Origin of the sequence: Shewanella fidelis ATCC BAA-318, from assembly GCF_000518605.1 — a bacterium.
GTDB classification, from domain to species: Bacteria; Pseudomonadota; Gammaproteobacteria; order Enterobacterales; family Shewanellaceae; genus Shewanella; species Shewanella fidelis.
Window position 1 is genome coordinate 143,900 of record NZ_JADX01000014.1, and the last position, 24,811, is coordinate 168,710.

Genomic DNA, 24,811 nt, shown 5'->3' on the forward strand with positions numbered 1-24,811 from the left:
TGCACAATTATTTACACAACTCTTTTGCCACAGCTGCGAGAGTGCTCCCCTGCTGCATAGCATATCGCTGCAATTGTCTATGCGCTTGCTGCTCATTAAGCCCAACTGATTGCAATTTACTTTTAGCTTGGTAAATACTTTGCTCAGTAACCAATTTCTGCTCGAGTTGCGCGATTTTAGCCAGTGTGTGATTTGCCATTTTAAAGCGCAGCAATGCGAGTTCTATCACAGCATTGATGCGACTAGCGCATAATGTTTGGGGTATATATGTTATGCGCCCACAACGTAGCAAGCCAGTTAGTTGATTTTCATTGACCTTCTCAGTACAAACTATCAAACTCACCGGCGAAAAATGCATTAAGCGAGCAATAAACGCTAAATGGCCCTCAGTGATTGTTTTAAGGGTTAACAACAGTAAGTCCGATTTTGCTGCAAAATGTATACGTTCACATTCGAATAAACTCGATACCCTCAGCATTTGATGCCCCGCTTTATGTAATTCACTCATATAACATTGATTGCGATACGTTGACTTAGCTTGCTGCCCTTCCGTAAAACTAATAATGCGCATCTGCAGGCTCCTCTTGCTTATTATCACTGCTTAATCTTTTATATTCCTTGGAAACAAAGCGACTTTTATTGTCAGTATTATTTATCTTTTCAAGACGGTTTAGCTGATCTGGGCAGTTTATTAGCTCTGGGTTGCTAATATCTCTAATTAAATGAGGAAGGCTCTGCTTGGTTATATACTCAGCTTGTGTACGGGCATCACTCAGAGAGAGCGATGGTTTTATTAGCAAGTTTAGTGCGGTTAGCGTACTTTCAATAATCGCCTTTACACGCATGCGCTCATTTTTATCAATAACACTTTCTTTCTCAAGGTCGCTATTAACTACTTTGGTAGGTAAATACAGGGTATTGCAACCTTTCAAGATTGTTAACCAATTTGCAGACAAGTGTTTGTCTAGTAACTTATCGCCTTGCAGCATATCTAAACCTGCTGGTTGATTGATGATTAACACTTGATCCACGCCGCTGACGTCAACAGATTGGCAATGATCGTTCTCCCACGGAAATATATACAACTTAGTGCTGCATCTTGGGTTTATTTCGGCTTCGCCTTGATAGCCTTTAAAAATTAACACTCTTGACTCAGGCTCATACTGCGCCAAAAGCTGCGCTATCTTAATATGCTGCGATGCTAAACCACGGTGAAAATAACTGCGTATACCCAATTGAGCATTAGTAGGGTTCACGCAACGTATTGCTGTTTGGTAGAGGCTCCTTAACCCCAATTGCTGATGAAGGTCCTTAAAGATATCGGCAAATACACTGAGTTTATCTGCATTGACATAACACACCCCATCTCGGTCTAATATAGACTTAGCTTCTGCGGCTGAGTTGACCTCAACGATACCTAACGCTTTAATAACATCGCCCACATGATGACGATGACGCAATATGCGGTTGTCACCATGGATAAGTATTCGCTCACCTTGTTTTGCTAAAGCTTTGGCGCAAAAGAGCATATATGGTAGCTGATCACGTTTACCTGCATAGCAGGGCCAATCAATGGTTGTATTTAGCGATAACCACTGCGGATCAACGCTTTGCTTCAGCGCGAGTGTAACTCCGGTGACCTCTTCGGCGCTTTCACCACGAACTCGCATTAACATAAGCGCTGTACTTAATTGAGCCTCAGAAGCAACACCAAGCTTAAACCCATGTAGTAGTTGAAAACTTTCATTAACGGTTAAGCTTCGCGAACCCTTTTTGCCTCGTCCCAGCGCTTTGATAAGTTTTATATAGCCGGCCTTATCAATCTGCTCGTTAAGTTTGCAGTTACCAATGTGTCCCATAGATAACTTGCCTGTTGATCCCCAACTTAAATCTGGCTTATCCATATACACCCTCATTAGCGGCAACCGATTGTGAACAAAACGCCAAACAATGTTCAAGCTCAGCACCAATAGTGACCACTTCACCCACAATAATGAGTGTCGGCCCTGCTTGCTTGATGTTCAGTGCAGCTTGCGCCATTTGATCAACACGACTAAAACTAATTGTCTGTTTTTGCCTTGCACCATTGGTAATAAAAGCAACAGGTAATCTACCGTCTGCACCAGCTAACATTAATCGCGTTGCAATTTCTAATGCCTTCTCTTTACCCATATAGAAGGCTAAAGTACTATTTGCTGAAAGTAAGCCTTGCCATTCATCTATAACAGATTGCTCTCTTTGATCATTGCATCTCTGGCCTGTGACAAAAGTGACACTTCGAGCAACTTTTCTATGAGTCAGTGGGATGCCACTACTTGCTGCGCAACCTAAAGCCGCGGTGATCCCAGCGATAAACTCACTCTTAACCCCCCGTTTAGCTAAAAACAGCGCTTCTTCACTTCCGCGACCAAAAACATTAGGGTCACCGCCTTTAAGTCGTACCACTTTTACTCCCGTGATAGCTAATTGATAAAGGCTTTGATTAATCTCATCTTGAGTACTACTTTTTTGAGCGAATCGCTTACCCATGTAGATAAGTCGACAATGTGTTGCAGCCAACTGTAGAATCTCTGCACATACTAGATTGTCATACACGATCACATCCGCCTGTGTAATGACCTGCACCGCTTTTAAAGTAAGTAACTCAATTTCACCACAACCAGCTCCTACAATTTGTACAGTTTGACGCTGTTTGTTGAAGGTTTTATTCCGCTCAGTTCTCTTAAGGCACTGTAAAACAAGTTGTTTTAGCTGCTGAATCTTTGCCTTTTTATTAGTATTTTTAACAGCAATTTTCCTAAGCAAAAAAAAGTTATTAGTGTTGAGCTGTATGCTAAATGGAGACGTGGTCAATTGTTGTCTACTAAACTCATCAACCATTTCTGACAGTTTGGGTTTTATACTGCTCAGAGACTTGAGCAACATCTGCTTAATAAATTCGATTCCCTGCATCATGCCACCTCTTGCGTCGTCATATTCGCAGCGCTTAGCGCTGCTCTAGCTAGCTCAGTGACTTGATTAAGACAGCTGCCACACGCCGCGCTACAACCCAGTGCCTGCTTAGCATTATTGACCAATTGGTTAACTTCTAGCAGCTCACGGTTAGCACTTTGTATTGTCTCAAGCATATTGGCTGAGATTGCAGTTTCAGTGATGCCATTACAAGCACAAATTAACCTACTACCACCTGCTTGAATAAGCCTAGATAATTTGTTTAGCCATTTATTATCAACGCATTGATTAAGCAAGGCTTGCACAGCATTAACATCAACTTTGACTTCTTTACTATCAGTGATACATATACCAATCACTATGCCTTGCTGGATTGAGCACTGGATCGTACAACCTGAAAACTGCCATTCCAAAGTTTGCACAGCAGTGTTTGAAATACCAACTTTACTGCAAAACGCTTTATTATTAATTTCAGTACTTTGTGCTGCAAAATGATAGCAAACACCTTGATTAATTGTTTGTTTTACGCACCAGCTAAGACCTGTGAGATCGACAGCGGACGCGCCCCAAATGGTCCCTTGAAGCACGACTGGATAGCTCTCAAGCTTTACCCGTTGGTGTTTAAAGCCGGGTTGCAATGACAAAGGGTCTATATTGCTTTGCAATAGTTGGTTTACACCGGCGCTTTTACTAAATTGAGTTGACCAATGCATAGTACAAAAACCTGCACCCGGTAAAATTGATTTATCAGCAACGGCCCTTACCAGCATGGTTTTTTTTAAGTTAATCCCAGTAAGCTTAACGAGATCGCCTGAAGCCATCTGCAATTGGGTCAAGGTTAAAGGATTAAGCAAGATCTCAGGTTGATAATCACTCGCCGATAAGCTGGGAATATGACCGGTTCGCGTCATAGTGTGCCATTGGTCTCTCGCTCTGCCTGAGTTAAGCCTGACGCTATTCTGAGGTGACTCTTGATGCTCTACTTGTGTTAAAAAAGGAGTTGCTATGAAGTTTGCCAAACCATCGTTCGTTGAAAAGCGCCCTTCTTGATACAGCCTCTGTTGCGACAAATATTTGGTCGGATTTCGAGCTTTTTGCTCAAGGAGTCTATTTGTTTGCTGTTCAGATTTAACTTTTACTCTACTATGATTTACCAAGCTACTCGTTAGCTCGCTATTTTTGTGTATTGGCCACTGAATAGGTTCTAGGTCATTGTAATCCTGTTCGCTTATATCACTCAGCCCAGCTAGGGTAAATCGCTTATTAGGAAAATGACGAACCACTTTATCAGTAAGCATTGCGTGCTCTGCAAAAATCTGATGACTATCGGTAAAATTAAAACCTTGTTTGAATCCAAGCGCCTTAGCAACTTCGCAAATGGCCCACCAATCTGCTTTTGACTCTCCTTGGGGAAGAACAAAACGACGTTGGCGGCTAATTGTGCGTTCACTATTGGTCACTGTGCCCGATTTTTCAGACCAACCTTGAGCAGGTAAGAGTAGATCTGCATATTTGGCAGTATCTGTTTCAGCTGTAATATCCGACATTACAACAAATTCACAGCGTTTAAGTCCGCGCTTAACTATGGCGGTATCGGGTAATGATACCAATGGATTAGTCCCCATGATCCATATGGCTTTGATTTCCCCCAATGCCATCTTACTGAAGATCTCTGTCGCGGTGAGCCCTTTGCTTTTCACTACAGACTCTGTTTGCCAAAACTCACTGAGCAACCCTCGTTCCTGTAAAGTAAATCCCATATGGGCTGCAAGTTGGGTCGCCATGCCACCGACTTCACGTCCGCCCATGGCATTTGGCTGACCAGTTAATGAAAAAGGTCCACAACCTGGTTGACCTATATCACCCATCGCCAAGTGACAGTTAATTATGGCATTGCAAGTGTCTGTCCCTGTGAGAGATTGATTCACCCCTTGTCCACTAGCAGTTACAACTTTATTCGACGCCAAAGCCTGAGGAGCAGTCACAGTATAGAATTGATAGAAGCAGTTAATATCCTCAACTGTTAACCCAGTTTGCGCAGCTACTTCCTTAAGAGAGTTACATGAATTTGCTGCGTTAACTGCATCGGAAAACCCTTGAGTATGACTATGAATGTAATCAATATTTTTCCGATTTGAGTTACTAATTGCACAAAATAGTCCATTAAATAGAGCGAGATCGGACCCCGGTAACAGTTGTAGATGCAGATCTGCATAAGACGCAGTTGCTGTTTTACGCGGGTCAACAACAACTAACTTTGCTCCCGTCTTAGCTCTGGCCGCAAGAATTCGTTTAAACAATACCGGATGTGTCCAAGCTGTATTAGCCCCAACAAGAACGATAACGTCAGCTAATTCAAAATCCTGATAACAACCTGGGACAACATCTTCTCCGAAAGCGCGAGTATGTGCTGTAACCGCAGAGGACATACACAAACGTGAATTAGTATCGATATTTGAGCAGCCTAAAAACCCTTTAGCGAGTTTATTTGCAACGTAGTAATCCTCAGTAAGCATTTGTCCCGATAGGTAAAATGCTATTGAATTGCTTCCATGCTGCTTAATAATACTGTTAAACTTTGAGGCTATTTTATCGATAGCCTCTTGCCAGCCAACTGTTTTACTAATATTAGCTGGTACAGCATTAGTCTCAGCCGCAGTCTTATCATAGCCGTATGGACTTTGTCTTTTATTTAATCGCGGATAAAGCAGTTTATTGGGGAAATTGATCCCTTCAAGCAAGCTCATACCTTTAGCGCATAAGTATCCTAAATTAGCGGAATGTGATGTGTCGCCATCTAGCTCGATATACTTCACATAGTCCTCGTTAGTTGATGACAAATCGGGCTTTTCAGTAAACTTATCCGATTGACTAATAGAATCTTTGTTTTCTATTTCCTCTGATCTCCTGCGATGGATCTCGATCCCGCAGCCTACACCACAGTAAGCACAAGTAGTTCTACAGCTTGGCATTTACGCGTCCCTCTATGAAAGTCTTATAAGAGATAAGCAAATAACAAGCCAAAAATTAAACAACTGTTTTAATGGTGAAAAGACAATATAAAGGGTTAACGACTCATGGCAGGAATCAATAGCTGCCCAATTTAAGTGCATTTGTATGCACTGACGGTGCACATAAAAGCCCACGAATCGGTATTTTTTGCAGACATTGAGGTTTAATCATAAAAAAGTGGGGGCGGCGGTGTTTTTATACAAATAACAATGTTAAATACACCACTACATAAACGAACCAAATAAGGCAACAGGCTGCTTGATATCGAAAGATATAACAAAATAATTGGTTAATGCCGCACATACAAAAATATTAATATCGAGCGTTAATACCAATTAGTATAAGAAGTTGATCTACTCAGAGCGTTTTTGGCGAACTAATTCAAGGCGAATAATTGAAAGAATGGTGCTCCCTTGTGAAGTTATTCAACGAAGAAGTAGGCAGCCAAAAACGCTCCAGAATGGCGAGTTTTAGCGGCGCTGATACAGCGACTCTTGATAATAAAGAGGAAGCTTGAACCTAGTTCAACTATGCTCTTCACTCGTTGCCTTGTCTCAGAGCCGCTAAATTCTCGCTGAGCGACCAAATCTTTAAACTAATTGGTATAACTCAAAGTTCAGTAATACTAACGATTTGATATATTGACGAATTTCAGTCACAAAAAAGCCAGCTGTTCAGCTGGCTCAATTTAGAGTTTTGAATAAATTCAAAATTACTTAAGTATAGACTCTGCAGTACGGCCATCATCATGACAGCTGTCACATGTTGGCTTATCACCTACGTTCATTTCATGTGGCGCATGACAGTCTGCACACATTAGCATGCCATCATGTGGTTGGTGAACCGCATCCATTTCAGCTAATGTACCGTGACAAGCTTGGCACTGTTCAAATTCGTATTCACCATCAGCAGATGGCGAACCGTCAGCGTGACACGCCTCACAGCCATCCATTTCTGCATGCATTTCAGCAAGTTCTTGACCTTCAGCGAAAACTGAAGGAGATAATGCTAGCGCAGCAAAAGCCGCACCAAAAATTACGCTTAGTAGTTTATTGCTCACAATTGTATCCTCATTTAATAATCACATAGTGAAAACTTATATGTCAGGGTGTTTTCATCTTGCGACTGTATTTTTTTAGCACGACTTAGATTAATTTAGCTAAGCATTATCTAATCCGCAACTAATTTAGCTGCAAGATCATATCATTGTGAATTTTGCTAAAACGTGCGCTCAATCAAATTCCCCCTTGGAATTTGCGCATTTTCACTAATTATCTAATTGAATTTGAGCAATAAAAAAGCGGTTTAAGCTTTATCAGCTTAAACCGCTTAATTTAAAAAATACTAAATTAGCGAGCGCGTAACGCTGCAATTCGCTTTTCTAATGGCGGGTGGCTCATCATTAATTCAGCCATAGATTTCTTACCAGTGATGCCTAGTGCAGACATAGATGCTGGCATAGCGCCAGCCTCTGGGCCACTGCGTAATCTTTCTAATGCTGCAATCATCTTCTCTTTGCCAGCTAAGCGCGCCGCACCTTCGTCAGCACGGAACTCTCGAATACGTGAGAAGTAAGCAACAATAATTGACGCCAAAATACCAAATAACATATCTAGCACAAACACTACTGCCATATAAGCAAACATGCCTAGGCCTTCACCCTCTTCGTCATTGCTGGCAACAAAGTTATTAATAATACCGGCAACCACACGGGCAGCGAAGATAACGAATGTGTTTACCACACCTTGGATCAAGGTTAGGGTTACCATATCACCGTTAGCAACGTGACTAACTTCGTGAGCAAGTACTGCTTCAATTTCATCTTGGCTCATGCCGTATAGCAAACCGCTACTTACAGCTACCAAAGAGTTGTCTTTACTTGGTCCTGTTGCAAAAGCATTAAGCTCTGGAGATTGATAAATTGCGACCTCAGGCATTTTGATCCCAGCTTGCTCTGCTTGACGAGCAACAGTCTCAACTAACCAACGTTCAGTATTATCACGTGGAGTCGTGATAACTTCACATCCCATGGTCTTTTTAGCCATCCACTTTGAAATAGCTAAACTAATAAATGCACCACCGAAACCAAAGATGGCTGCGAATACAAGCAGTCCGCCCATTGTTGAGGTGTTAACACCAAGAATAGACATCACAATTGATGCCACTAATAAGATCGCCATGTTAGTAGCAATCAATAAAAATATACGCTTCATTTAAGCTCCTGTTGGATACAAAGTACCTGATATGTACTCTCTTAAAGACATAATATGTCTGCAATACAAGAATTCAAGGGCAGAGAGTAAAAATTATCTCTGGTCGCTTCAATAGTAGACGACTTCTCACCACTTTATATCAGATGGGCAAATTCTAGGGGGAGTTCATTAATCTAAGATTAAAATAATCCGCTTTAAGCTTTTATTCTATGTGTCGTCGATTAATCTTTTTTAACAATGGGATATGTTAAACACGCAAACATGATCACTGCAGCCAATTCGAGTAGATAACCGTTCTCTTGATAACTGTGTTAGCCGTTATCAAGAGAAACTTTTCACGCTGGCAACTAGTAAACTTAGCAACAACAGTCGTTAAGACAACTGAGTAAGATCTAGATATTCAGCAACCGCCGAAGCAGAGGGTTCTGCTAAATACGGAACATAACCTATAAAAGGTGCTTTTAACGTGTCTTTTAGGAACGCCAAGTTTTCTTGTTGATTAGCCATGTCAGGATCCACTTGATTAGCGATCCAACCTGCAATATTTAAACCATCAGCTCTAATGGCTTCAGCGGTAAGTAATGCATGATTTAGGCAGCCCAATTTCATGCCAACAACCAAGATCACTGGTAACTGCATTGATTGCACCACCTCAGATAAAAAGTGACCTTGGCTAAGTGGTAGACGCCATCCACCAGCACCTTCAATTACACAAAAGTCTGCACCTACATACTCAGCCATTTTTAATTGTGCAGCTATGCGATTTGGCAACAAATCAACCCCCTTGTCTGCCGCCGCAATATGCGGAGCGATAGCAGGTTCAAAAGCATAGGGATTAATATCTTCATAAGGCAGCTTAATTGTTGAAGCCTCTATTAGTGTTAGGGCATCGCTATTGCGCAAACCATTCTCAGTTACAGCGCAACCTGAGGCTATAGGTTTAAAGCCTAAGGTCTCCCCTTTCGCTGCTGTTAATAAAGCAGATGAAATCAGCGTTTTACCGCAGTCTGTATCGGTACCGGTTACAAAAAAAGTCATGTTATCTCCAAGACGCAAAACGACTAGCGCTTTTTACGCGCCTTAATAAAGCTAATGTTATATGTTAGGGGAAGGCCCTCTGGGGCTCGGTTTAACTCTGCCTTAGCTTGCAACGCTTGCCAATCTTTGCGTCCTCTCAATGTGACTTGAGGCAAATTAGTTGAACTCGTTCGAATCACGATGCCAGCACCAACGCCTTTAATTGACTGTAACATAGCTTTTAGATCATCAAAGTGAACCGTTATCGCTTGGGTATCGCACAATTCAATATCCCAATGCTCATCATCGAAACAAGCTTGTATTTTAGATGGCGCAATAAACTGATTGATTTTAAAGCCAAGCTCCCTCAGTTGAAACAAACTGTCCTGAGACACTATGCTTACATTTAGTTCGCCTGTAACCTTTAACACCCTATTAGCCTCAGCGATTGCAAGCCCTAAGTTGTCACACCATTGTAAAGCCACATTAGAGTAGATCCCATCTACACTTGCAGCAGCTAAAGGCAGGTTTTGAGCGTCACCGCAAACTGCAAGGTAACTGGGAAAGTTAGTGGAGAGTTGACGCAACATGCCTGGTGCGATGTCCAAACTTGTCACTTGCTTTAAGCCTTCAATATGGCCAAAGCAAGTACCTGGCCCCGCTCCAATGTCTAGCAAATGTTCACAAGCAGACATTTGCGCAAGTAAACGTTTAGCCGACTCCTGCTGCAACACATCGTAACTATGGTAATTATTAGCAGCGGCAGAAAAATTCGTTGCCACCAGCTGCTTTAGTCCATTTGATCCTTTTTTCACTGCTTTGGATCCTGCTCTGCTAAGGTCTTATCATTAATTAATCGTTATTTAGAATATCTGCGAGTACGTTCACTAACGCTGAAATATCTTGCTGACAATGATTAGCATTAAGTGTCAATCTTAGTCTTGCACCACCTTGCGGTACGGTAGGTGGCCTAATAGCCCCCAACCAGAAACCATGTTCTTTTAATCGCTTTGCAACAGCCATTGTTTTTGCACTGTCACCTAAAATAATAGGCTGAATCGCCGTTGTTGAACCGGTTAACTCAATATTGTTTTCTTGGCACTGCTTACGAAAATAATCAATATTTTCATCAAGTTTAGCCCTCAATTCAGGCTGCTTTTCAATTACTGTTAAAGCAGTGTAAGCTGCAGCAGCACTTGCTGGTGACAGTGCTGTCGAGTAGATATAATGCCGAGCGTTAGCGACTAAAAAATCAATCAAGGCTTGGCTACCAAGAATTGCAGCGCCTTGACCACCAAGCGCTTTACCGAAAGTAACTAATTGGGCATCGATTTTGATATCTGCATTTAGCCGTGTTGCACCAAAGCCATCTTCACCAATAACACCAAAGCCATGGGCATCATCAACAATTAACCATGCACCATGTTGTTGGCAAAGGGCTGATAGTTCAACGAGTGGCGCAATATCACCATCCATACTGAATACACTTTCAGTGATTAATGCCGTTGGTCTAAATCGCTCAAAGTAAGATTTAGCGCTCTCGACATCGTTGTGACTAAAACGTTTAAGTTTGGCGCCACTATCTTGAACACCATCAATCACTGAGGCATGAATGAGTTTATCAGCGACAACCAGATCATTAGCTTCAAATAAGGTTTTCATTAATGCGTTATTGGCACTAAAACCCGAACAAAACAACAGCGCAGCCTCATGACCAGTGACATCACACAATGCTTGTTCAAGTTTTGCATGAGCCTGCGTATAGCCAACAACCAGTGACGATGCTGTACTGCCCACCCCATAATCTTTGGCCCCTTGATACAGGGCCTCAGTTAATTCATTTGAAGTCGCTAACCCCAAATAATCATTACTACTAAAATTAACATAAGGTAAGGCATCAACTTCAAAGTAATTGCTTTGATTTGGATCTAACACTAACTTGATACGTTGCCTTAATAAACCTTGTTGTTTCAAGGCAAGGTTGCGGTCGACAATGCGCGTGGCAAGCGTTTCGGTTGCTTGGAACTGGTTGGAACTCTCTGACATTGATTATGCTCAGTTTAACAGCGAAAGGTGCTTACGCCTTAACAATGCGTAAAACGTAAGCGTATGTATTATTGGGTTAATGCTATTTAAAAGCGCGATATTATTAGTTCGTTTATAACGCTGCCGCATCGTAAAAAGCTGATTGCTTTTTATCTTGCTGAGCCGCCGCTTTGGCAAGCATTGCTTGATCTTGCTCTTTAGTCGCTGCAATACCTTGCTCAGGGTGCAAGCCTAACTTTCTAAATAAGGCCATATCATCATTTTCTTCAGGGTTCGGCGTGGTCAGTAACTTACAGCCATAGAAGATAGAGTTGGCGCCGGCAAAAAAGCACATAGCTTGCAACTCTTCGGTCATGTTTTCACGACCCGCCGATAAACGCACTCGTGATTTAGGCATAGTGATCCGTGCAACCGCAATAGTACGTACAAATTCCAGCGGATCTAAATCATCTAACTTTTCAAACGGTGTGCCTTCAACTTTAACTAACATGTTGATAGGTACTGAATCTGGGTGTTTGTCGAGATTGGCCAATTGCTGAATTAAGCCGGCACGATCGGTCGCCTTCTCGCCCATTCCCACGATACCACCTGAACATACTTTCATGCCTGATGCTCGCACATTGCTTAAGGTGTCTAAACGATTTTGATAGGTACGCGTTGTGATCACATCACCATAGTATTCAGGAGAGGTATCTAAGTTATGGTTATAGTAGTCTAAACCCGCCTCTGCCAGCGTGTTAGCCTGCTCTGCTGACAACATGCCTAACGTCATACAAGTTTCCATACCAAGCGCTTTGACTTCTTCAACCATGGTCTTTAAATATGGCATATCACGCTCTTTGGGGTTACGCCAAGCTGCGCCCATACAAAATCGAGAAGCACCTGCCGCTTTAGCACTGCGCGCTTCTGTTAAAACGGTTTCCATCGCTAATAATCGTTCTTTCTCAAGACCAGTATCATAGCGCGCACTTTGAGGGCAATATTTGCAGTCTTCAGGACATGCACCGGTTTTAATCGACAATAGGCGACTTATTTGCACCTCATTTGGATCAAATTCTTGGCGGTGAATAGTGTGGGCTTGGAATAAAAGATCATTCATTGGCAAAGCAAAAAGCGCTTCAATCTCTTCACGTTTCCAATCATTTCTAAGTTGTACTTCTGACATTTTGTTCCCTTATGCTCCACTGTTTATTCAAATCACTCGAGACGATGTTGTTAAAGGTAAACATTACCATTTAAACTTGCTGTATGTTTATTATTAAAAAACAAACAACTACAGATAAAAAGCGAGTTGAAATCTTCAATATTTTTCTTGCTTAGCATACCTGCAACCCTTAACCTGTCAATGTCATCCTATTTAAAAGGTTTACTAGTGGTTAATATATGAACACACATCATCAGTCTACGACAAACAGTATCGACCTTCAATTTGATAAAGATCATTTGTGGCACCCTTATACATCCATGACCAATGCTTTGCCCGCCTATGGAGTAATAGCTGCTAATGGAGTAGAACTGCAACTCGAAAACGGTAAAAAGTTGATTGATGGCACCAGTTCTTGGTGGGCGTGTATTCACGGTTATAGTCACCCAAAAATTGTAGCTGCAATGCAGCAGCAGACAGCGCAACTAAGTCATGTCATGTTTGGCGGTATTACTCATCGTCCAGCTGTTGAACTAGCCCGTTTGCTAGTGGATATGACCAGTCCAAAGTTAACCAAAGTATTCTTAGCTGATTCAGGTTCTATCGCAGTCGAAGTCGCCATGAAAATGGCATTGCAATATTGGCAAGGCAGAAGCCTACCTAGTAAACAGAAAATCCTTACTATCAAAAATGGCTATCATGGCGATACTTTTGCAGCAATGAGCGTCTGTGATCCTGAAGGTGGCATGCATACCATGTTTGGCGAACTTGTCACTAAACAGCTGTTTGCTCCAGCGCCTCAATCAAAATTCAATCAAGCGTTTAATCCACAGGAACTGGATGAGATCAGCGCTATATTTGCAGATAACCACCAACATATCGCGGCGTTACTTGTTGAGCCAATTATGCAAGGCGCTGGCGGAATGCGTTTTTATCATCCAGATTATTTAGCTGCCCTACGACAACTTTGCGACAAGTATAATGTGTTACTTATACTCGATGAGATTGCCACCGGGTTTGGCAGAACAGGTAAACTGTTTGCCTATGAACATAGCGCAATCGAAGCCGATATCTTATGTTTAGGAAAAGCACTAACTGGTGGCTATATTTCTTTAGCGGCAACCATGTGTACAGACGAAGTCGCTCAAGGTGTTAGTGGCTCCCCTGCTGGAGTATTTATGCACGGTCCAACCTTTATGGGTAATCCGCTAGCCTGCGCAGCTGCAGTTGCAAGCTTAGAACTCATCAAGGAAAATCATTGGCAACAGCAAATTGGCGCGATTGAAGCTCAGCTTAAACAAGAGTTGGCAGAAGCTGCTGATTATCCGAATGTCGTGGATGTAAGAGTTTTAGGCGGTGTTGGCGTATTAGAAATGAGTAACACACTTGATACTGCTCAGCTGCAACAACAGTTTGTTGATTTAGGTGTATGGATAAGACCTTTCTCCAACCTTATCTATATCATGCCACCTTATTGTATTAGCTCTACCGACTTGAGCAAACTAACCACCGCAATGAAAATAGTGGCTAAACAGACCGAACTCCCCAATGCAACAGGTGAGTTTATTAGCCACGGTTAAAGGGTTCCTCTGTAAACGCTAGCTATTGTTAACGCAACTTTATCACGACCCAATGACAAACTCTGACGTCATTGGGTAGCTAGCTAATCAACACACAGCTGAAACGATCGAATCCAACATCATCCTAGCCAAAATGACCCGTCTGTGAACAGACGAAGTCGCAACAAAGCGAAAATAAATTCGATCACAACAACATTTGCTCAATTTTTAGCGCAAAAAACTGCCAGCCCTCAGCCAATCTGTGTTTATCAATGGATTATCATCCTCATTTTTGGCTATAAAATGTGATTTTTTTATGATATTTCGTTTAATTTAGCCCTGAATGATAAAAATGAATAAAATAAATTGAAAAGTATTGCTATACTTGCGCGGAATTTTAGAACGTAACTCCAATAGAGTAGAAAAATGACTGATTTATCAAAGTACAGAAACATTGGTATCTTTGCTCACGTTGACGCGGGTAAGACTACTACAACTGAGCGTATCCTAAAGCTTACCGGTAAGATCCATAAATCTGGTGAAACCCATGACGGCGAATCAACAACTGACTTCATGGAACAGGAAGCTGAGCGTGGTATTACCATTCAGTCTGCTGCTGTTAGTTGTTTTTGGAACGATCACCGTTTCAACGTTATCGACACCCCTGGCCACGTTGACTTTACAGTAGAAGTATACCGTTCTCTTAAAGTTCTTGACGGTGGTATTGGTGTATTCTGTGGTTCTGGTGGTGTTGAGCCACAATCAGAAACTAACTGGCGCTATGCTAACGATTCACGCGTTGCTCGTATCATCTTCGTAAACAAGTTAGACCGTATGGGTGCTGACTTCTTACGTGTTGTTAAGCAAACTAAAGACGTACTAGCTGCTAACGCTCTAGTAATGGTTCTACCAATCGGTATCGAAGACGAATTTACTGGTGTTGTAGATCTACTTACTCGTAAAGCATGGGTATGGGACGAGACTGGCGAAGCTGAAAACTACAGAATCGAAGACGTTCCAGCTGACATGGTTGACATGGTTGAAGAATACCGTGAACAACTAATCGAGTCTGCAGTTGAGATGGACGACGACCTAATGGAAGCTTACATGGAAGGTGAAGAGCCATCTATGGAAGACATTAAGCGTTGTATCCGTGCTGGTACTCGTAACATGACTTTCTTCCCAACATACTGTGGTTCTGCATTCAAGAACAAAGGTATGCAGCTACTTCTTGACGCAGTTGTTGATTACCTACCAGATCCAGTAGAAGTTGATCCACAGCCTCTAACTGACGAAGAAGGTAACGAAACTGGTGAGCACGCTCTAGTATCTGTAGACGAGCCACTAAAAGCACTAGCATTCAAGATTATGGATGACCGTTTCGGTGCACTAACATTCGTACGTATCTACTCAGGTCAGCTACGTAAAGGCGACACGATTCTTAACAGTGCTACTGGTAAGACTGAACGTATCGGCCGTATGTGTGAAATGCAAGCTGACGAGCGTAACGAACTTGATTACGCACAAGCTGGTGACATCATCGCGATCGTTGGTATGAAGAACGTACAAACTGGTCACACTTTATGTGATGTTAAGCACCCTTGTACTCTTGAAGCAATGGTATTCCCAGAGCCAGTAATCTCTATCGCTGTAGCACCAAAAGATAAAGGTGGTTCAGAGAAGATGGGTATCGCTATCGGTAAGATGATCGCTGAAGATCCATCATTCCGCGTAGAAACTGACGAAGACTCAGGCGAAACTATCCTTAAAGGTATGGGTGAACTTCACCTAGACATTAAGGTAGACATCCTTAAGCGTACTTACGGCGTTGAGCTAATTGTAGGTGAGCCTCAAGTTGCTTACCGTGAAACTATCACACGTGAAATCGCTGATAGCTACACTCACAAGAAGCAATCTGGTGGTTCTGGTCAGTTCGGTAAGATCGACTATGTTATCCGTCCAGGCGAAGCTAACACTGGCTTCACGTTCAAGTCTTCTGTTGTTGGTGGTAACGTTCCTAAGGAATTCTGGCCAGCAGTTGAGAAAGGCTTCGAAAGCATGATGAAGACTGGTACAGTTGCAGGCTTCCCAGTGCTAGACGTTGAGCTAGAACTAACTGACGGTGCTTTCCACGCAGTTGACTCGTCAGCTATCGCGTTCGAAATCGCTGCAAAAGGCGCATTCCGTCAATCTATGCCAAAAGCTGGTGCAGAACTTCTTGAGCCTATCATGAACGTTGACGTATTCAGCCCAGAAGACAACGTAGGTGACGTAATTGGTGACCTTAACCGTCGTCGTGGTATGATCAAAGACCAAAACGCTGGTGTAACTGGTGTTCGTATTAAGGCTGACGTACCGCTTTCAGAAATGTTCGGTTACATCGGTTCACTACGTACTATGACTTCAGGTCGTGGCCAATTCTCTATGGAATTCGCTCACTACGCACAGTGTCCAAACAGCGTTTCTGAGAAAGTTATCGCTCAAGTTAAAGAAAGAAAAGCTGCTGAAGCTAAGAAGTAATTATTAATTTAATTATGGCTCTTTAGAGTTTCATTCTTTAACAAAAAGCCTGTAGATGAAAATCTACAGGCTTTTTTATTAGCACATTGAGTATTGAACTTTTGTCATAGACATAAGCAACATCGGCTAACCACTTCAAATAACCTCGAATGCCCGTGCCATACGGCTAATACTTGCTAACGGTACCCGGTGTTTATTGCGATCGGCACACAATAGTTGATGCTCTTTATTTTGCGGTTCGCCCACCTGCTGAATTTGTACTTGATAGCCCTCTGCTTTTGCTGCTTTACAGTACCCCTCAAACTCCCACTGCGCCATATTTGTGTTATCACAAATAACCACAGGCACTTTATTGGCGATTGCATGAATAAAGCGTGTTAAGTTCAGTTGGTGATATTTAGATAGCTGCTTAGGATTAAAACGGTACTGCCCTTCTTGATAAAAAAACTCATCTGTTGAGCAGACTTTTACTTGCTCATGAGCAGCAGATTTTGGCAATGATTTTATATACTCGTCCACCCAGTAACTCTTACCACTTCCCGGAAGGCCACGCATAATTATCGCTAAACCTTGGAAATCAGTTTTTTTTGTCATCAGTTTCTATTCCTAAAATACGTTAATAGTGGCAAACAGTTAGTTACTCAGGATCTTTCCTTGCAGAATATCCTCAACTAGCTTTGGCACTATTTCACTGGCCTTGCCTTGAAGGTGATATTGAAATTGGCTATGGCGGTCTGCTTCGACCAAGTTAATCTCTACCGTTTGCGCACCATGATGATTAGCCGTATCAACAAAACCTGCCGCCGGATAAACCGTGCCAGATGTACCAATAGCAATAAATAAATCACAGCTATCGAGCGCATGTTGAATTCTATCTAAACCAAATGGCATCTCACCAAACCATACAACGTGCGGCCGCAAACGCTGGGCAGGAATACAGCAGGTACAAGTATGTTTTGGTCCAAAAGGTTCTGTTAATAAAAACGTTTGCTGCGAACGCGGACAACGACCTTTTGAAAGCTCACCATGCATATGTAGAAGCCGTTGTGAACCAGCCCTTTCATGCAAGTCATCAATATTTTGCGTCACAACCAACAGTTCACCTATAAACTCTTTCTCAAGTTTTGCTAAAGCCATATGACCCGCATTAGGCTCAATCGCGCCATTATGGAATTGCTGCCATCTATCGTTATAAAAACGCTCTACAAGTAACGGATCGCGGGCATAACCTTCGGGCGTCGCCACATCCTCAATTTTATGCTCTTCCCACAGCCCATCTTGATCTCTAAAGGTACGTAATCCAGACTCGGCTGAGATCCCTGCTCCGGTTAAAACGACAATCTGCTGGTACATCTACAGTCCTTTTTATTGCTCTTTATTGTTATTCTGCCTTTTTGTAGCTCGAGACAACATTAGGCGTTAGTATAAACAGGCAATAACAATACAAAAAGTATGCTTAAATTGCTTGTTTTATATCTAGTTAATAGTTTTTCTTTGGTAAAGACGCTTTATTGCTAGATCAAAGGTTTAAGTTTTCATTTTGTACACATATAATGGTTTGAATACCCACAAATGAACTGATTAACTTATGGCTAATCGTTCTGCAATCAAGAGATCAATAATGACAGATGGAAATCAAGCGCTAAAGAAAGCGGGTTTGAAAGTGACCTTACCACGAGTCAAAATTTTAGAATTGATGCAAGCGCCAGAGAATCAACACATTAGTGCTGAGGACCTCTATAAGAAGTTACTCGACATGGGTGAAGAGATTGGTCTTGCTACTGTATACCGTGTGTTAAACCAATTTGATGATGCAGGTATTGTCACCCGTCACCATTTTGAAAGCGGCAAAGCTGTTTTTGAACTTTCCTCCCAGCATCACCATGACCATTTAGTTTGCCTATCATGCGGTAAAGTTATTGAGTTTTCTGACGAAGTCATTGAACGTCGTCAAGACGAAATCGCGATGAAACATAATATTAAGCTAACAAACCACAGCTTATATTTATATGGTGTATGTACTAACGATGAGTGTGATCACGGCGACGCGTAAAACAGCAGCCAAGCATAAAAAAACCAGCCCTATGGCTGGTTTTTTTATGCAACACTGACCTTAAAGTTGCTTATGAAACACATTCACTTTATGGCCCATAAATTTCGCTCTGTTGCGCTCTTTCATGCCGACTTTTCTGGCAACGCCCTCTGAACCTTTATTGCCTAACAAAATAAGTGCGATAGCCTCATGGATGTCATAATCTTTAAAACAATCTAATGCAGCAGCTCCAGCTTCAAAACCAATCCCCTGCCCCCAATACTGCGGTAAATAGCGATAACCAAGTTCAACTTCATTAAACTCTGTGATAAATGTTGGTCCACAAAAACCGATCACTTTACCATCAGCTTTATGCTCTACAGCCCAACGCCCATACCCGCGCTCTTGGTAGTTTTTAGTGATTACATTTTCAAAAATTTGCTCTGCTTGAGACAAGGATGTCATTGGCTCTCCAGGAATATAAGTTAATATCTCTGGAATACTGTTCAATAAAAAAATTGCCTTGGTATCTTTTGCCTCAAAATGCCTTAGGATCAACCTATCCGTCTCAGTGATAATCACAATCCCCTCCATTTGCTTTCTTCACTGCTTATCCATCTAATATACTCACATTTTGCTTAGTTTAGAAAGTATTAAAACAAGTTTGCTTAAACGTTAACAATAGCGTTCAATAAAGCAAACTAAAAGTCAGTAACAAAGGATTGCAATATGACAATTATGCAAAAGGTCTATTGGTTGATTGCCACTTTAGGCAACGTACTTGCTATCAACTATATGCTAAACAGTAGCAATACGTTGTCGCATATCGTTTTGTTGATGACCTTAACTTATACAGTTGTTGGCTATTTCGATATGTTTCATAGCCGTCACACACTAAATAGACTTTATCCAGTGGTTGCATATCTGCGTTATTTCCTCGAGTCCTATCGTGTCGAAATTCAACAATACTTTATTGCAAATGATACCGAAGAAACGCCTTTTAACCGCGAGCAGCGTTCGTTAGTTTACCAAAGATCTAAAAATGTTAGAGACACTATCGCTTTTGGTACACAGCAAAACCTCTTAGAAGATAATTACCTCAGCCTATGGCAATCCTTACACCCTAAAAAAGTTAACGATACAGCAAAACGGATAGAGATCGGGGGACCCGACTGTAAACACCCCTACAAAGCTTGCTACTTTAATATTTCAGCAATGAGTTTTGGCTCGCTCAGTGCTAATGCCATTGAATCGCTTAACCTAGGCGCCAAGAAAGCAGACTGCTATCACAACACAGGTGAAGGCGGCGTGAGTCCATATCATTTAAAGCACCAAGGCGACATCGTTTGGCAAATTGGCTCTGGTTTATTTGGTTGTAGAGATGACGCAGGTAACTTTAACCCTGATACTTTCAAAGCTATGGCGACACGGCCACAAATCAAAATGATTGAAATTAAGCTCTCTCAAGGAGCAAAGCCAGGTCATGGAGGTGTACTGCCGGCTGCTAAAATTACCGAGGAGATCGCTGCAATTCGGCATATCCCTAGAGATAGAGATTGTGTTTCGCCAGCAGTAAACCCTGAGTGTACCACCCCAAAAGCGTTACTCAATTTTGTAAAAAGGCTCAGAGAATTAAGTGGCGGTAAACCGGTGGGATTTAAGCTATGTGTAGGTAATCCTGTTGAGTTTTTAGGCTTATGTAAAGCCATGATTGAAACAGGCATTACCCCTGACTTTATCACGGTTGATGGTGCAGAAGGCGGTACAGGTGCAGCACCAGTAGAATTTACCAATCGCCTTGGCATGATGTGCTTAGAGGGAGTGTACTTTGTACATAATGCCTTAACTGGCGCAGGCCTTCGCGATAAAATAAAAATTATTGCTTCTGGTAAAACGGCTTCAAGTTTTGATCTACTAGCCAAAATTGCGATGGGAGCAGATACTGTCAATGCTGCAAGAACCATGATGCTTTCTCTAGGCTGTATTCAATCACGTCATTGTAATACCAATCTATGTCCTACTGGCATCGCCACTCAAGATCCTGCTCGCAGCAAAGCACTTAATGTTATCGCTAAAAGTGAGCGGGTTAAAAACTACCACCAAAACACCCTAAAAAGCTTTTTCGAATTAGTTGGCAGTATGGGGTTAGATTCACCGGAAAAACTACAACCACATATGCTAAAACGTCGAACTCCATACGGACTGCTCATGTCGGTTGGTAGTCTAATTGAGCCTATACAAAAAAATGAGCTAATCAATGGCACTAAACTAGCCGGGCCATGGAACACCTGGTGGCATTTGGCACAAGCTGACGATTTCTATTCAGAAGATGTATATATACTGTCACCAGCAGAGCTTTCAAGACCCCGTAAACAAATATAATACCAACTGCTCTAGATCTGCATCCGTTTAACTAAACATGCTCTAACAAACAAACCTAAGCGTACAAGCTAAAGCAAGATAGTTAACCATATACTCATGGTCAAGGTTGATAATAACGTTGAAAGCACCACTGTGCTGGCGACTACTGGCTGTAGCGCTTGCACCTGCATGGCAATAAGATAAGCGTTAACCCCTAACGGCGAAGCGCTCAGTAACACAACTATTGCAAGTTCAGTCGAGGCTAAATCCAATAGATAATGGCCAGTAACATAAACACATAGCGGCAATAAGATAAGTTTGATTGAGGTGGCAACCAATGCAAAATGCCAGTCGTTAGTGATTTTATAAAAACTTAAGTTAGCCCCAAGAACAAACAAGGCACACGCTAACGCGGGTTGGCTAAGTAAACTCAGCGCGCTAAATAACTCATCATTTAAGGGCACATTAAATAAATTCAATATCAACCCTAGAGTTATACTTAACACTATTGGATTAACCACAATCCCTTTTAGACTATTCCTGAGACCATGAGCAGTTGTCCCAAACCGAGCGCTCAATAAAAAGGTCATTGCGAACAACAAGGCACTGTGGAATGTAATAATGGCGAAAACATTCCCCATTACTCCTTCGCCTAACGCCCCTACAATCAAGGGTAAGCCAACAAGAATAGTGTTGGAGTAACTACAAGATAATCCAAACATCGGCGACCTAGCAGAAGCTCCATTGTCCTTTGACCAATAATACAATCCACTACCAATAGCGAATATCGCCAATACTGGTAGATAGAATGCTAAAAGGCTCTCTAGTGCAAAGCTTTTTACTAAATCAGCGTTGTACATATTGCAAAACAAGAATGCAGGAATCGATAGGTAGAAAGTAAACAAACTGATCCCGCCGATGTGCTCTTTTCTAAAAGGTCCTTTAGCCGTTACAAAGTAGCCTAAGCTGGCCATAAACAGTAATGGAACAATAATCGACAGCGTAGACATCAACTTTAACCCTAGCATTTTAGTGAATTATTTGCAGGCGGATGATAACAGAGTCAATTACCGTGGACATATGGTTAAAACGAATTTAACTAAGTGAAGGATCGAAACCGTGTTATGAGAGGACAAAATACAACGGGGATTTGTGAGTAAATTAAACAAACTCAACTCTATGAAGCGAGCTAAACTAACAGCTAACAACGAACATAAAAAAGTAAAATAAAGCGCTCTCGTTAATTTATTGCGACTACAAGCCTTGTCACTTTCGGCTAACTACTTACTGGAAATATTTAACGGTATGACGTTACAGAAGATCTCCTTTTCAAACTGTTGTTCTAAACGATCTCGCCAACACTGTTTGTTAATCGGCACTAAGTAGAAATGCTCACGAGATGTGTCAGTGACGAACGCCAGGTTATGGCGCATCAGCTCAAAATGAATATCGTTTACAAACTCAGAAGAAAAGTTCTGACGTCCTGTTAACTGGTTAATATCTTTACGCGTAAGTGCGACACCTTCATTCATATCGCCAAATCTTAATCTTAACCAATCTGAAAACTCTTTCGCGCTAACCATCGACATAAAAACTACCTACAAGTTCCCTATAGATAAATTAGGTATAACAGATTGTTAAAACTACGCCATTATTTGGCTTAAATTAGGTGTATTTATCGCCATTCGTTCTAGTTAGCAGAGTAAGTGTGAAATTAAACTCTAAAAATAACCAGCAAACCCTCGATGTTTACGCTCTAAGTTAGTATAAAGATTGCCTCGCTGAGCGAACAAATCTTTATGTAATCATCGCTTTCAAAAAACCAATAAAAAAGGCGCCATTGGCGCCTTTTAACGAGGTTAATTAATTACCAACCTGTTTTTGTACGTAGAGCACTACCGATATCTGCAAGTGAACGTACAGTAGTTACGCCTGCCGCTTCAAGAGCCGCAAACTTATCTTCTGCAGTACCCTTACCACCAGCGATAATCGCGCCAGCATGGCCCATACGCTTGCCTTCAGGTGCAGTAACACCAGCAATGTATGAAACTACAGGCTTAGTTACGTTCGCTTTGATGTATTCAGCAGCTTCTTCTTCCGCAGTGCCACCAATTTCACCAATCATTACGATTGCTTCTGTTAGTGGATCGTTTTGGAACATTTCCAATACGTCGATGAAGTTAGTACCAGGGATAGGATCACCACCAATACCTACACAAGTAGACTGGCCAAAACCTTCGTCAGTTGTTTGCTTAACCGCTTCGTAGGTTAATGTACCAGAGCGCGACACAATACCCACTTTACCAGGCTTATGAATGTGACCAGGCATGATACCAATCTTACACTCGCCAGGAGTGATAACACCTGGGCAGTTCGGACCAATCATGCGAACGCCAGTTTCTTCAAGTTTAACTTTAACTTGAAGCATATCTAGCGTTGGGATCCCTTCAGTAATACAAACGATTAGCTCAATACCGCCGTCGATTGCTTCTAGAATTGCATCTTTACAGAAAGGTGCCGGTACGTAGATAACTGAAGCTGTAGCGCCAGTCACTTCTACCGCATCTTTAACAGTGTTAAACACTGGCAATCCAAGGTGAGTTTGACCACCTTTTCCTGGAGATACACCACCAACCATCTGAGTACCGTAAGCAATAGCTTGCTCAGAGTGAAATGTACCTTGACCGCCGGTGAAACCTTGACAGATAACTTTAGTATCTTTGTTAATTAATACAGACATTATTTGCCCTCCGCAGCAGCTACAACTTTAACAGCAGCGTCTGTTAGTGACTCTGCAGCAATAATGTCAAGACCTGAGCTTGCTAATACATCGCGACCTAGGTCAGCGTTAGTACCTTCAAGACGCACAACTACAGGCACTTCAACACCCACTTCTTTAACTGCGCCAATGATGCCTTCAGCAATCATGTCACAACGTACGATACCACCAAAGATGTTCACAAGAACCGCTTTAACGTTATCGTCAGATAGGATGATCTTAAATGCTTCAGCAACACGCTCTTTAGTCGCTCCGCCGCCTACATCCAAGAAGTTCGCAGGCTTGCCACCGTGTAGGTTTACGATATCCATCGTACCCATCGCTAGGCCAGCACCGTTAACCATGCAGCCAACGTTGCCGTCTAGTGCAACATAGTTAAGCTCGAACTTAGCAGCATGTGCTTCACGTGCATCATCTTGTGATGGATCGTGCATTTCACGGATTTTTGGTTGACGGAATAACGCGTTACCATCGATACCAATCTTGCCATCAAGACAGTGGATGTTGCCTTCGTCAGTGATCACAAGCGGGTTAATTTCTAATAGTGCGAAATCATGATCTTCAAACATTTTCGCTAAGCCCATAAAGACTTTAGTGAATTGCTTCATTTGAGTTGGGTTTAGGCCCAACTTAAAGCCAAGATCACGTGCTTGGTATGGCTGTGGACCGGTTAGCGGATCGATAATCGCTTTGTGGATTAGCTCTGGCGTTTCTTCAGCCACAGTCTCGATTTCCACACCACCTTCAGTAGACGCCATGAACACAACGCGACGTGTAGCACGGTCTACAACTGCACCTAAGTACAATTCATTTGCAATGTCAGTGCAGCTTTCTACTAAGATTTTAGCAACTGGCTGACCTTTCTCATCAGTTTGATAAGTAACAAGGTTCTTACCTAACCAATGTTCAGCGAATGCGCGGATCTCTTCTTTATCTCCAGTGACTTTAACGCCACCTGCTTTACCACGGCCGCCAGCGTGTACTTGACACTTAACAACCCACATATCACCGCCAATATGGCCCGCTGCTTCTACTGCTTCTTGGGCAGTATCACATGCAAAACCTTCTGACACTGGTAAACCATATTCGGCAAATAGAGATTTTGCCTGATATTCATGCAAATTCATGATGATCTATCCATTATACTTCTTGTGTATTTCAACAGGCCCAAATGGG

The 24,811-nt window shown here is 42.1% G+C and carries 21 protein-coding genes; 4 read left to right on the forward strand and 17 right to left on the reverse strand.

What is annotated here, in order from left to right; translation table 11 throughout:
• Window positions 1-7: 7 nt before the first annotated feature.
• The 10 genes from L884_RS0107860 to bioB all read right to left on the reverse strand — a co-directional run bounded on the left by L884_RS0107860 (window position 8) and on the right by bioB (window position 12,405).
• Window positions 8-571, reverse strand: a complete 564-nt coding sequence (locus tag L884_RS0107860) for an ANTAR domain-containing response regulator (RefSeq protein ID WP_028766981.1) — start codon at window positions 569-571, stop codon at window positions 8-10.
• Window positions 558-1,904: a hypothetical protein gene (locus L884_RS22605; RefSeq protein ID WP_051435576.1), complete on the reverse strand. Its 1,347-nt coding sequence runs from the start codon at window positions 1,902-1,904 to the stop codon at window positions 558-560. The genes L884_RS0107860 and L884_RS22605 overlap by 14 nt, the downstream gene beginning before the upstream one ends.
• Window positions 1,897-2,955 (reverse strand): uroporphyrinogen-III C-methyltransferase, encoded by a 1,059-nt coding sequence (gene cobA, locus L884_RS21885; RefSeq protein ID WP_245603088.1) that lies wholly within the window; start codon window positions 2,953-2,955, stop codon window positions 1,897-1,899. The genes L884_RS22605 and cobA overlap by 8 nt, the downstream gene beginning before the upstream one ends.
• The gene (locus L884_RS21890) at window positions 2,952-5,924 is read right to left on the reverse strand and encodes a nitrate reductase (protein ID WP_051435578.1); all 2,973 of its coding nucleotides are present in this window, start codon (window positions 5,922-5,924) and stop codon (window positions 2,952-2,954) included. Before L884_RS21890 ends, cobA begins: the two co-directional genes overlap by 4 nt.
• Before the next feature lie 752 nt (window positions 5,925-6,676).
• Window positions 6,677-7,024 carry a tetraheme c-type cytochrome CctA gene (cctA, locus tag L884_RS0107885; RefSeq protein WP_028766982.1) on the reverse strand — a complete coding sequence of 116 codons (348 nt, stop codon included), beginning with the start codon at window positions 7,022-7,024 and terminating at the stop codon, window positions 6,677-6,679.
• Between the two features lie 289 nt (window positions 7,025-7,313).
• Complete coding sequence (gene htpX / locus L884_RS0107890) at window positions 7,314-8,177, reverse strand: protease HtpX (RefSeq protein WP_028766983.1); 864 nt, start codon at window positions 8,175-8,177, stop codon at window positions 7,314-7,316.
• Between the two features lie 372 nt (window positions 8,178-8,549).
• Window positions 8,550-9,215, reverse strand: coding sequence for a dethiobiotin synthase (gene bioD, locus L884_RS0107895; RefSeq protein ID WP_028766984.1), 666 nt, complete (start codon window positions 9,213-9,215; stop codon window positions 8,550-8,552).
• Window positions 9,216-9,238: 23 nt separating this feature from the next.
• Window positions 9,239-10,009, reverse strand: a complete 771-nt coding sequence (locus tag L884_RS0107900) for a methyltransferase domain-containing protein (RefSeq protein ID WP_028766985.1) — start codon at window positions 10,007-10,009, stop codon at window positions 9,239-9,241.
• 37 nt (window positions 10,010-10,046) lie between these two features.
• Entirely contained in the window at window positions 10,047-11,240 is a 1,194-nt protein-coding gene (bioF, locus tag L884_RS0107905) for an 8-amino-7-oxononanoate synthase (RefSeq protein WP_028766986.1), read from the reverse strand.
• A gap of 112 nt (window positions 11,241-11,352) precedes the next feature.
• Window positions 11,353-12,405: a biotin synthase BioB gene (bioB, locus tag L884_RS0107910; protein ID WP_028766987.1), complete on the reverse strand. Its 1,053-nt coding sequence runs from the start codon at window positions 12,403-12,405 to the stop codon at window positions 11,353-11,355.
• Window positions 12,406-12,623: 218 nt separating this feature from the next.
• Here bioB and bioA point away from each other — a divergent pair, with 218 nt between their 5' ends.
• Both bioA and fusA read left to right on the forward strand, forming a co-directional pair.
• Complete coding sequence (gene bioA, locus L884_RS0107915) at window positions 12,624-13,964, forward strand: adenosylmethionine--8-amino-7-oxononanoate transaminase (RefSeq protein ID WP_028766988.1); 1,341 nt, start codon at window positions 12,624-12,626, stop codon at window positions 13,962-13,964.
• Between the two features lie 405 nt (window positions 13,965-14,369).
• A complete protein-coding gene (fusA, locus tag L884_RS0107920; protein ID WP_028766989.1) occupies window positions 14,370-16,463 on the forward strand; it encodes an elongation factor G in 2,094 nt (697 codons plus the stop codon).
• Between the two features lie 135 nt (window positions 16,464-16,598).
• Here fusA and L884_RS0107925 read toward each other — a convergent pair whose 3' ends face one another.
• Window positions 16,599-17,057, reverse strand: a complete 459-nt coding sequence (locus L884_RS0107925) for an AAA family ATPase (protein ID WP_028766990.1) — start codon at window positions 17,055-17,057, stop codon at window positions 16,599-16,601.
• 39 nt (window positions 17,058-17,096) lie between these two features.
• A complete protein-coding gene (gene cobB, locus L884_RS0107930; protein WP_028766991.1) occupies window positions 17,097-17,816 on the reverse strand; it encodes a Sir2 family NAD+-dependent deacetylase in 720 nt (239 codons plus the stop codon).
• Between the two features lie 268 nt (window positions 17,817-18,084).
• Here cobB and fur point away from each other — a divergent pair, with 268 nt between their 5' ends.
• Window positions 18,085-18,516 carry a ferric iron uptake transcriptional regulator gene (fur, locus tag L884_RS0107935; protein WP_028766992.1) on the forward strand — a complete coding sequence of 144 codons (432 nt, stop codon included), beginning with the start codon at window positions 18,085-18,087 and terminating at the stop codon, window positions 18,514-18,516.
• A 60-nt stretch (window positions 18,517-18,576) separates the two neighbouring features.
• On the opposite strand, the gene L884_RS0107940 is transcribed toward fur, so the two are convergent.
• Window positions 18,577-19,077: a GNAT family N-acetyltransferase gene (locus L884_RS0107940; protein ID WP_028766993.1), complete on the reverse strand. Its 501-nt coding sequence runs from the start codon at window positions 19,075-19,077 to the stop codon at window positions 18,577-18,579.
• 147 nt (window positions 19,078-19,224) lie between these two features.
• Between L884_RS0107940 and L884_RS0107945 the strand changes: the two genes are divergently transcribed.
• Complete coding sequence (locus L884_RS0107945; protein WP_028766994.1) at window positions 19,225-20,877, forward strand: FMN-binding glutamate synthase family protein; 1,653 nt, start codon at window positions 19,225-19,227, stop codon at window positions 20,875-20,877.
• 68 nt (window positions 20,878-20,945) lie between these two features.
• Here L884_RS0107945 and L884_RS0107950 read toward each other — a convergent pair whose 3' ends face one another.
• The 4 genes from L884_RS0107950 to sucC form a co-directional block, all read right to left on the reverse strand.
• Complete coding sequence (locus L884_RS0107950; protein WP_028766995.1) at window positions 20,946-21,866, reverse strand: AEC family transporter; 921 nt, start codon at window positions 21,864-21,866, stop codon at window positions 20,946-20,948.
• A 270-nt stretch (window positions 21,867-22,136) separates the two neighbouring features.
• Complete coding sequence (locus tag L884_RS0107955) at window positions 22,137-22,445, reverse strand: hypothetical protein (RefSeq protein WP_028766996.1); 309 nt, start codon at window positions 22,443-22,445, stop codon at window positions 22,137-22,139.
• A gap of 278 nt (window positions 22,446-22,723) precedes the next feature.
• Window positions 22,724-23,596, reverse strand: coding sequence for a succinate--CoA ligase subunit alpha (gene sucD / locus L884_RS0107960; protein WP_028766997.1), 873 nt, complete (start codon window positions 23,594-23,596; stop codon window positions 22,724-22,726).
• Window positions 23,596-24,762: an ADP-forming succinate--CoA ligase subunit beta gene (sucC, locus tag L884_RS0107965; protein ID WP_028766998.1), complete on the reverse strand. Its 1,167-nt coding sequence runs from the start codon at window positions 24,760-24,762 to the stop codon at window positions 23,596-23,598. The genes sucD and sucC overlap by 1 nt, the downstream gene beginning before the upstream one ends.
• Window positions 24,763-24,811 lie beyond the last annotated feature (49 nt).

Bases quoted from the DNA above. Each gene is read 5' to 3' on its own strand.
- L884_RS0107860 (WP_028766981.1), bottom strand. From the start codon at position 571: ATGCGCATTATTAGTTTTACGGAAGGGCAGCAAGCTAAGTCAACGTAT.
- L884_RS22605 (WP_051435576.1), bottom strand. From the start codon at position 1,904: ATGGATAAGCCAGATTTAAGTTGGGGATCAACAGGCAAGTTATCTATG.
- cobA (WP_245603088.1), bottom strand. From the start codon at position 2,955: ATGATGCAGGGAATCGAATTTATTAAGCAGATGTTGCTCAAGTCTCTG.
- L884_RS21890 (WP_051435578.1), bottom strand. From the start codon at position 5,924: ATGCCAAGCTGTAGAACTACTTGTGCTTACTGTGGTGTAGGCTGCGGG.
- htpX (WP_028766983.1), bottom strand. From the start codon at position 8,177: ATGAAGCGTATATTTTTATTGATTGCTACTAACATGGCGATCTTATTA.
- bioD (WP_028766984.1), bottom strand. From the start codon at position 9,215: ATGACTTTTTTTGTAACCGGTACCGATACAGACTGCGGTAAAACGCTG.
- bioF (WP_028766986.1), bottom strand. From the start codon at position 11,240: ATGTCAGAGAGTTCCAACCAGTTCCAAGCAACCGAAACGCTTGCCACG.
- bioB (WP_028766987.1), bottom strand. From the start codon at position 12,405: ATGTCAGAAGTACAACTTAGAAATGATTGGAAACGTGAAGAGATTGAA.
- bioA (WP_028766988.1), top strand. From the start codon at position 12,624: ATGAACACACATCATCAGTCTACGACAAACAGTATCGACCTTCAATTT.
- fusA (WP_028766989.1), top strand. From the start codon at position 14,370: ATGACTGATTTATCAAAGTACAGAAACATTGGTATCTTTGCTCACGTT.
- L884_RS0107925 (WP_028766990.1), bottom strand. From the start codon at position 17,057: ATGACAAAAAAAACTGATTTCCAAGGTTTAGCGATAATTATGCGTGGC.
- cobB (WP_028766991.1), bottom strand. From the start codon at position 17,816: ATGTACCAGCAGATTGTCGTTTTAACCGGAGCAGGGATCTCAGCCGAG.
- fur (WP_028766992.1), top strand. From the start codon at position 18,085: ATGACAGATGGAAATCAAGCGCTAAAGAAAGCGGGTTTGAAAGTGACC.
- L884_RS0107945 (WP_028766994.1), top strand. From the start codon at position 19,225: ATGACAATTATGCAAAAGGTCTATTGGTTGATTGCCACTTTAGGCAAC.
- L884_RS0107950 (WP_028766995.1), bottom strand. From the start codon at position 21,866: ATGTCTACGCTGTCGATTATTGTTCCATTACTGTTTATGGCCAGCTTA.
- L884_RS0107955 (WP_028766996.1), bottom strand. From the start codon at position 22,445: ATGTCGATGGTTAGCGCGAAAGAGTTTTCAGATTGGTTAAGATTAAGA.
- sucD (WP_028766997.1), bottom strand. From the start codon at position 23,596: ATGTCTGTATTAATTAACAAAGATACTAAAGTTATCTGTCAAGGTTTC.
- sucC (WP_028766998.1), bottom strand. From the start codon at position 24,762: ATGAATTTGCATGAATATCAGGCAAAATCTCTATTTGCCGAATATGGT.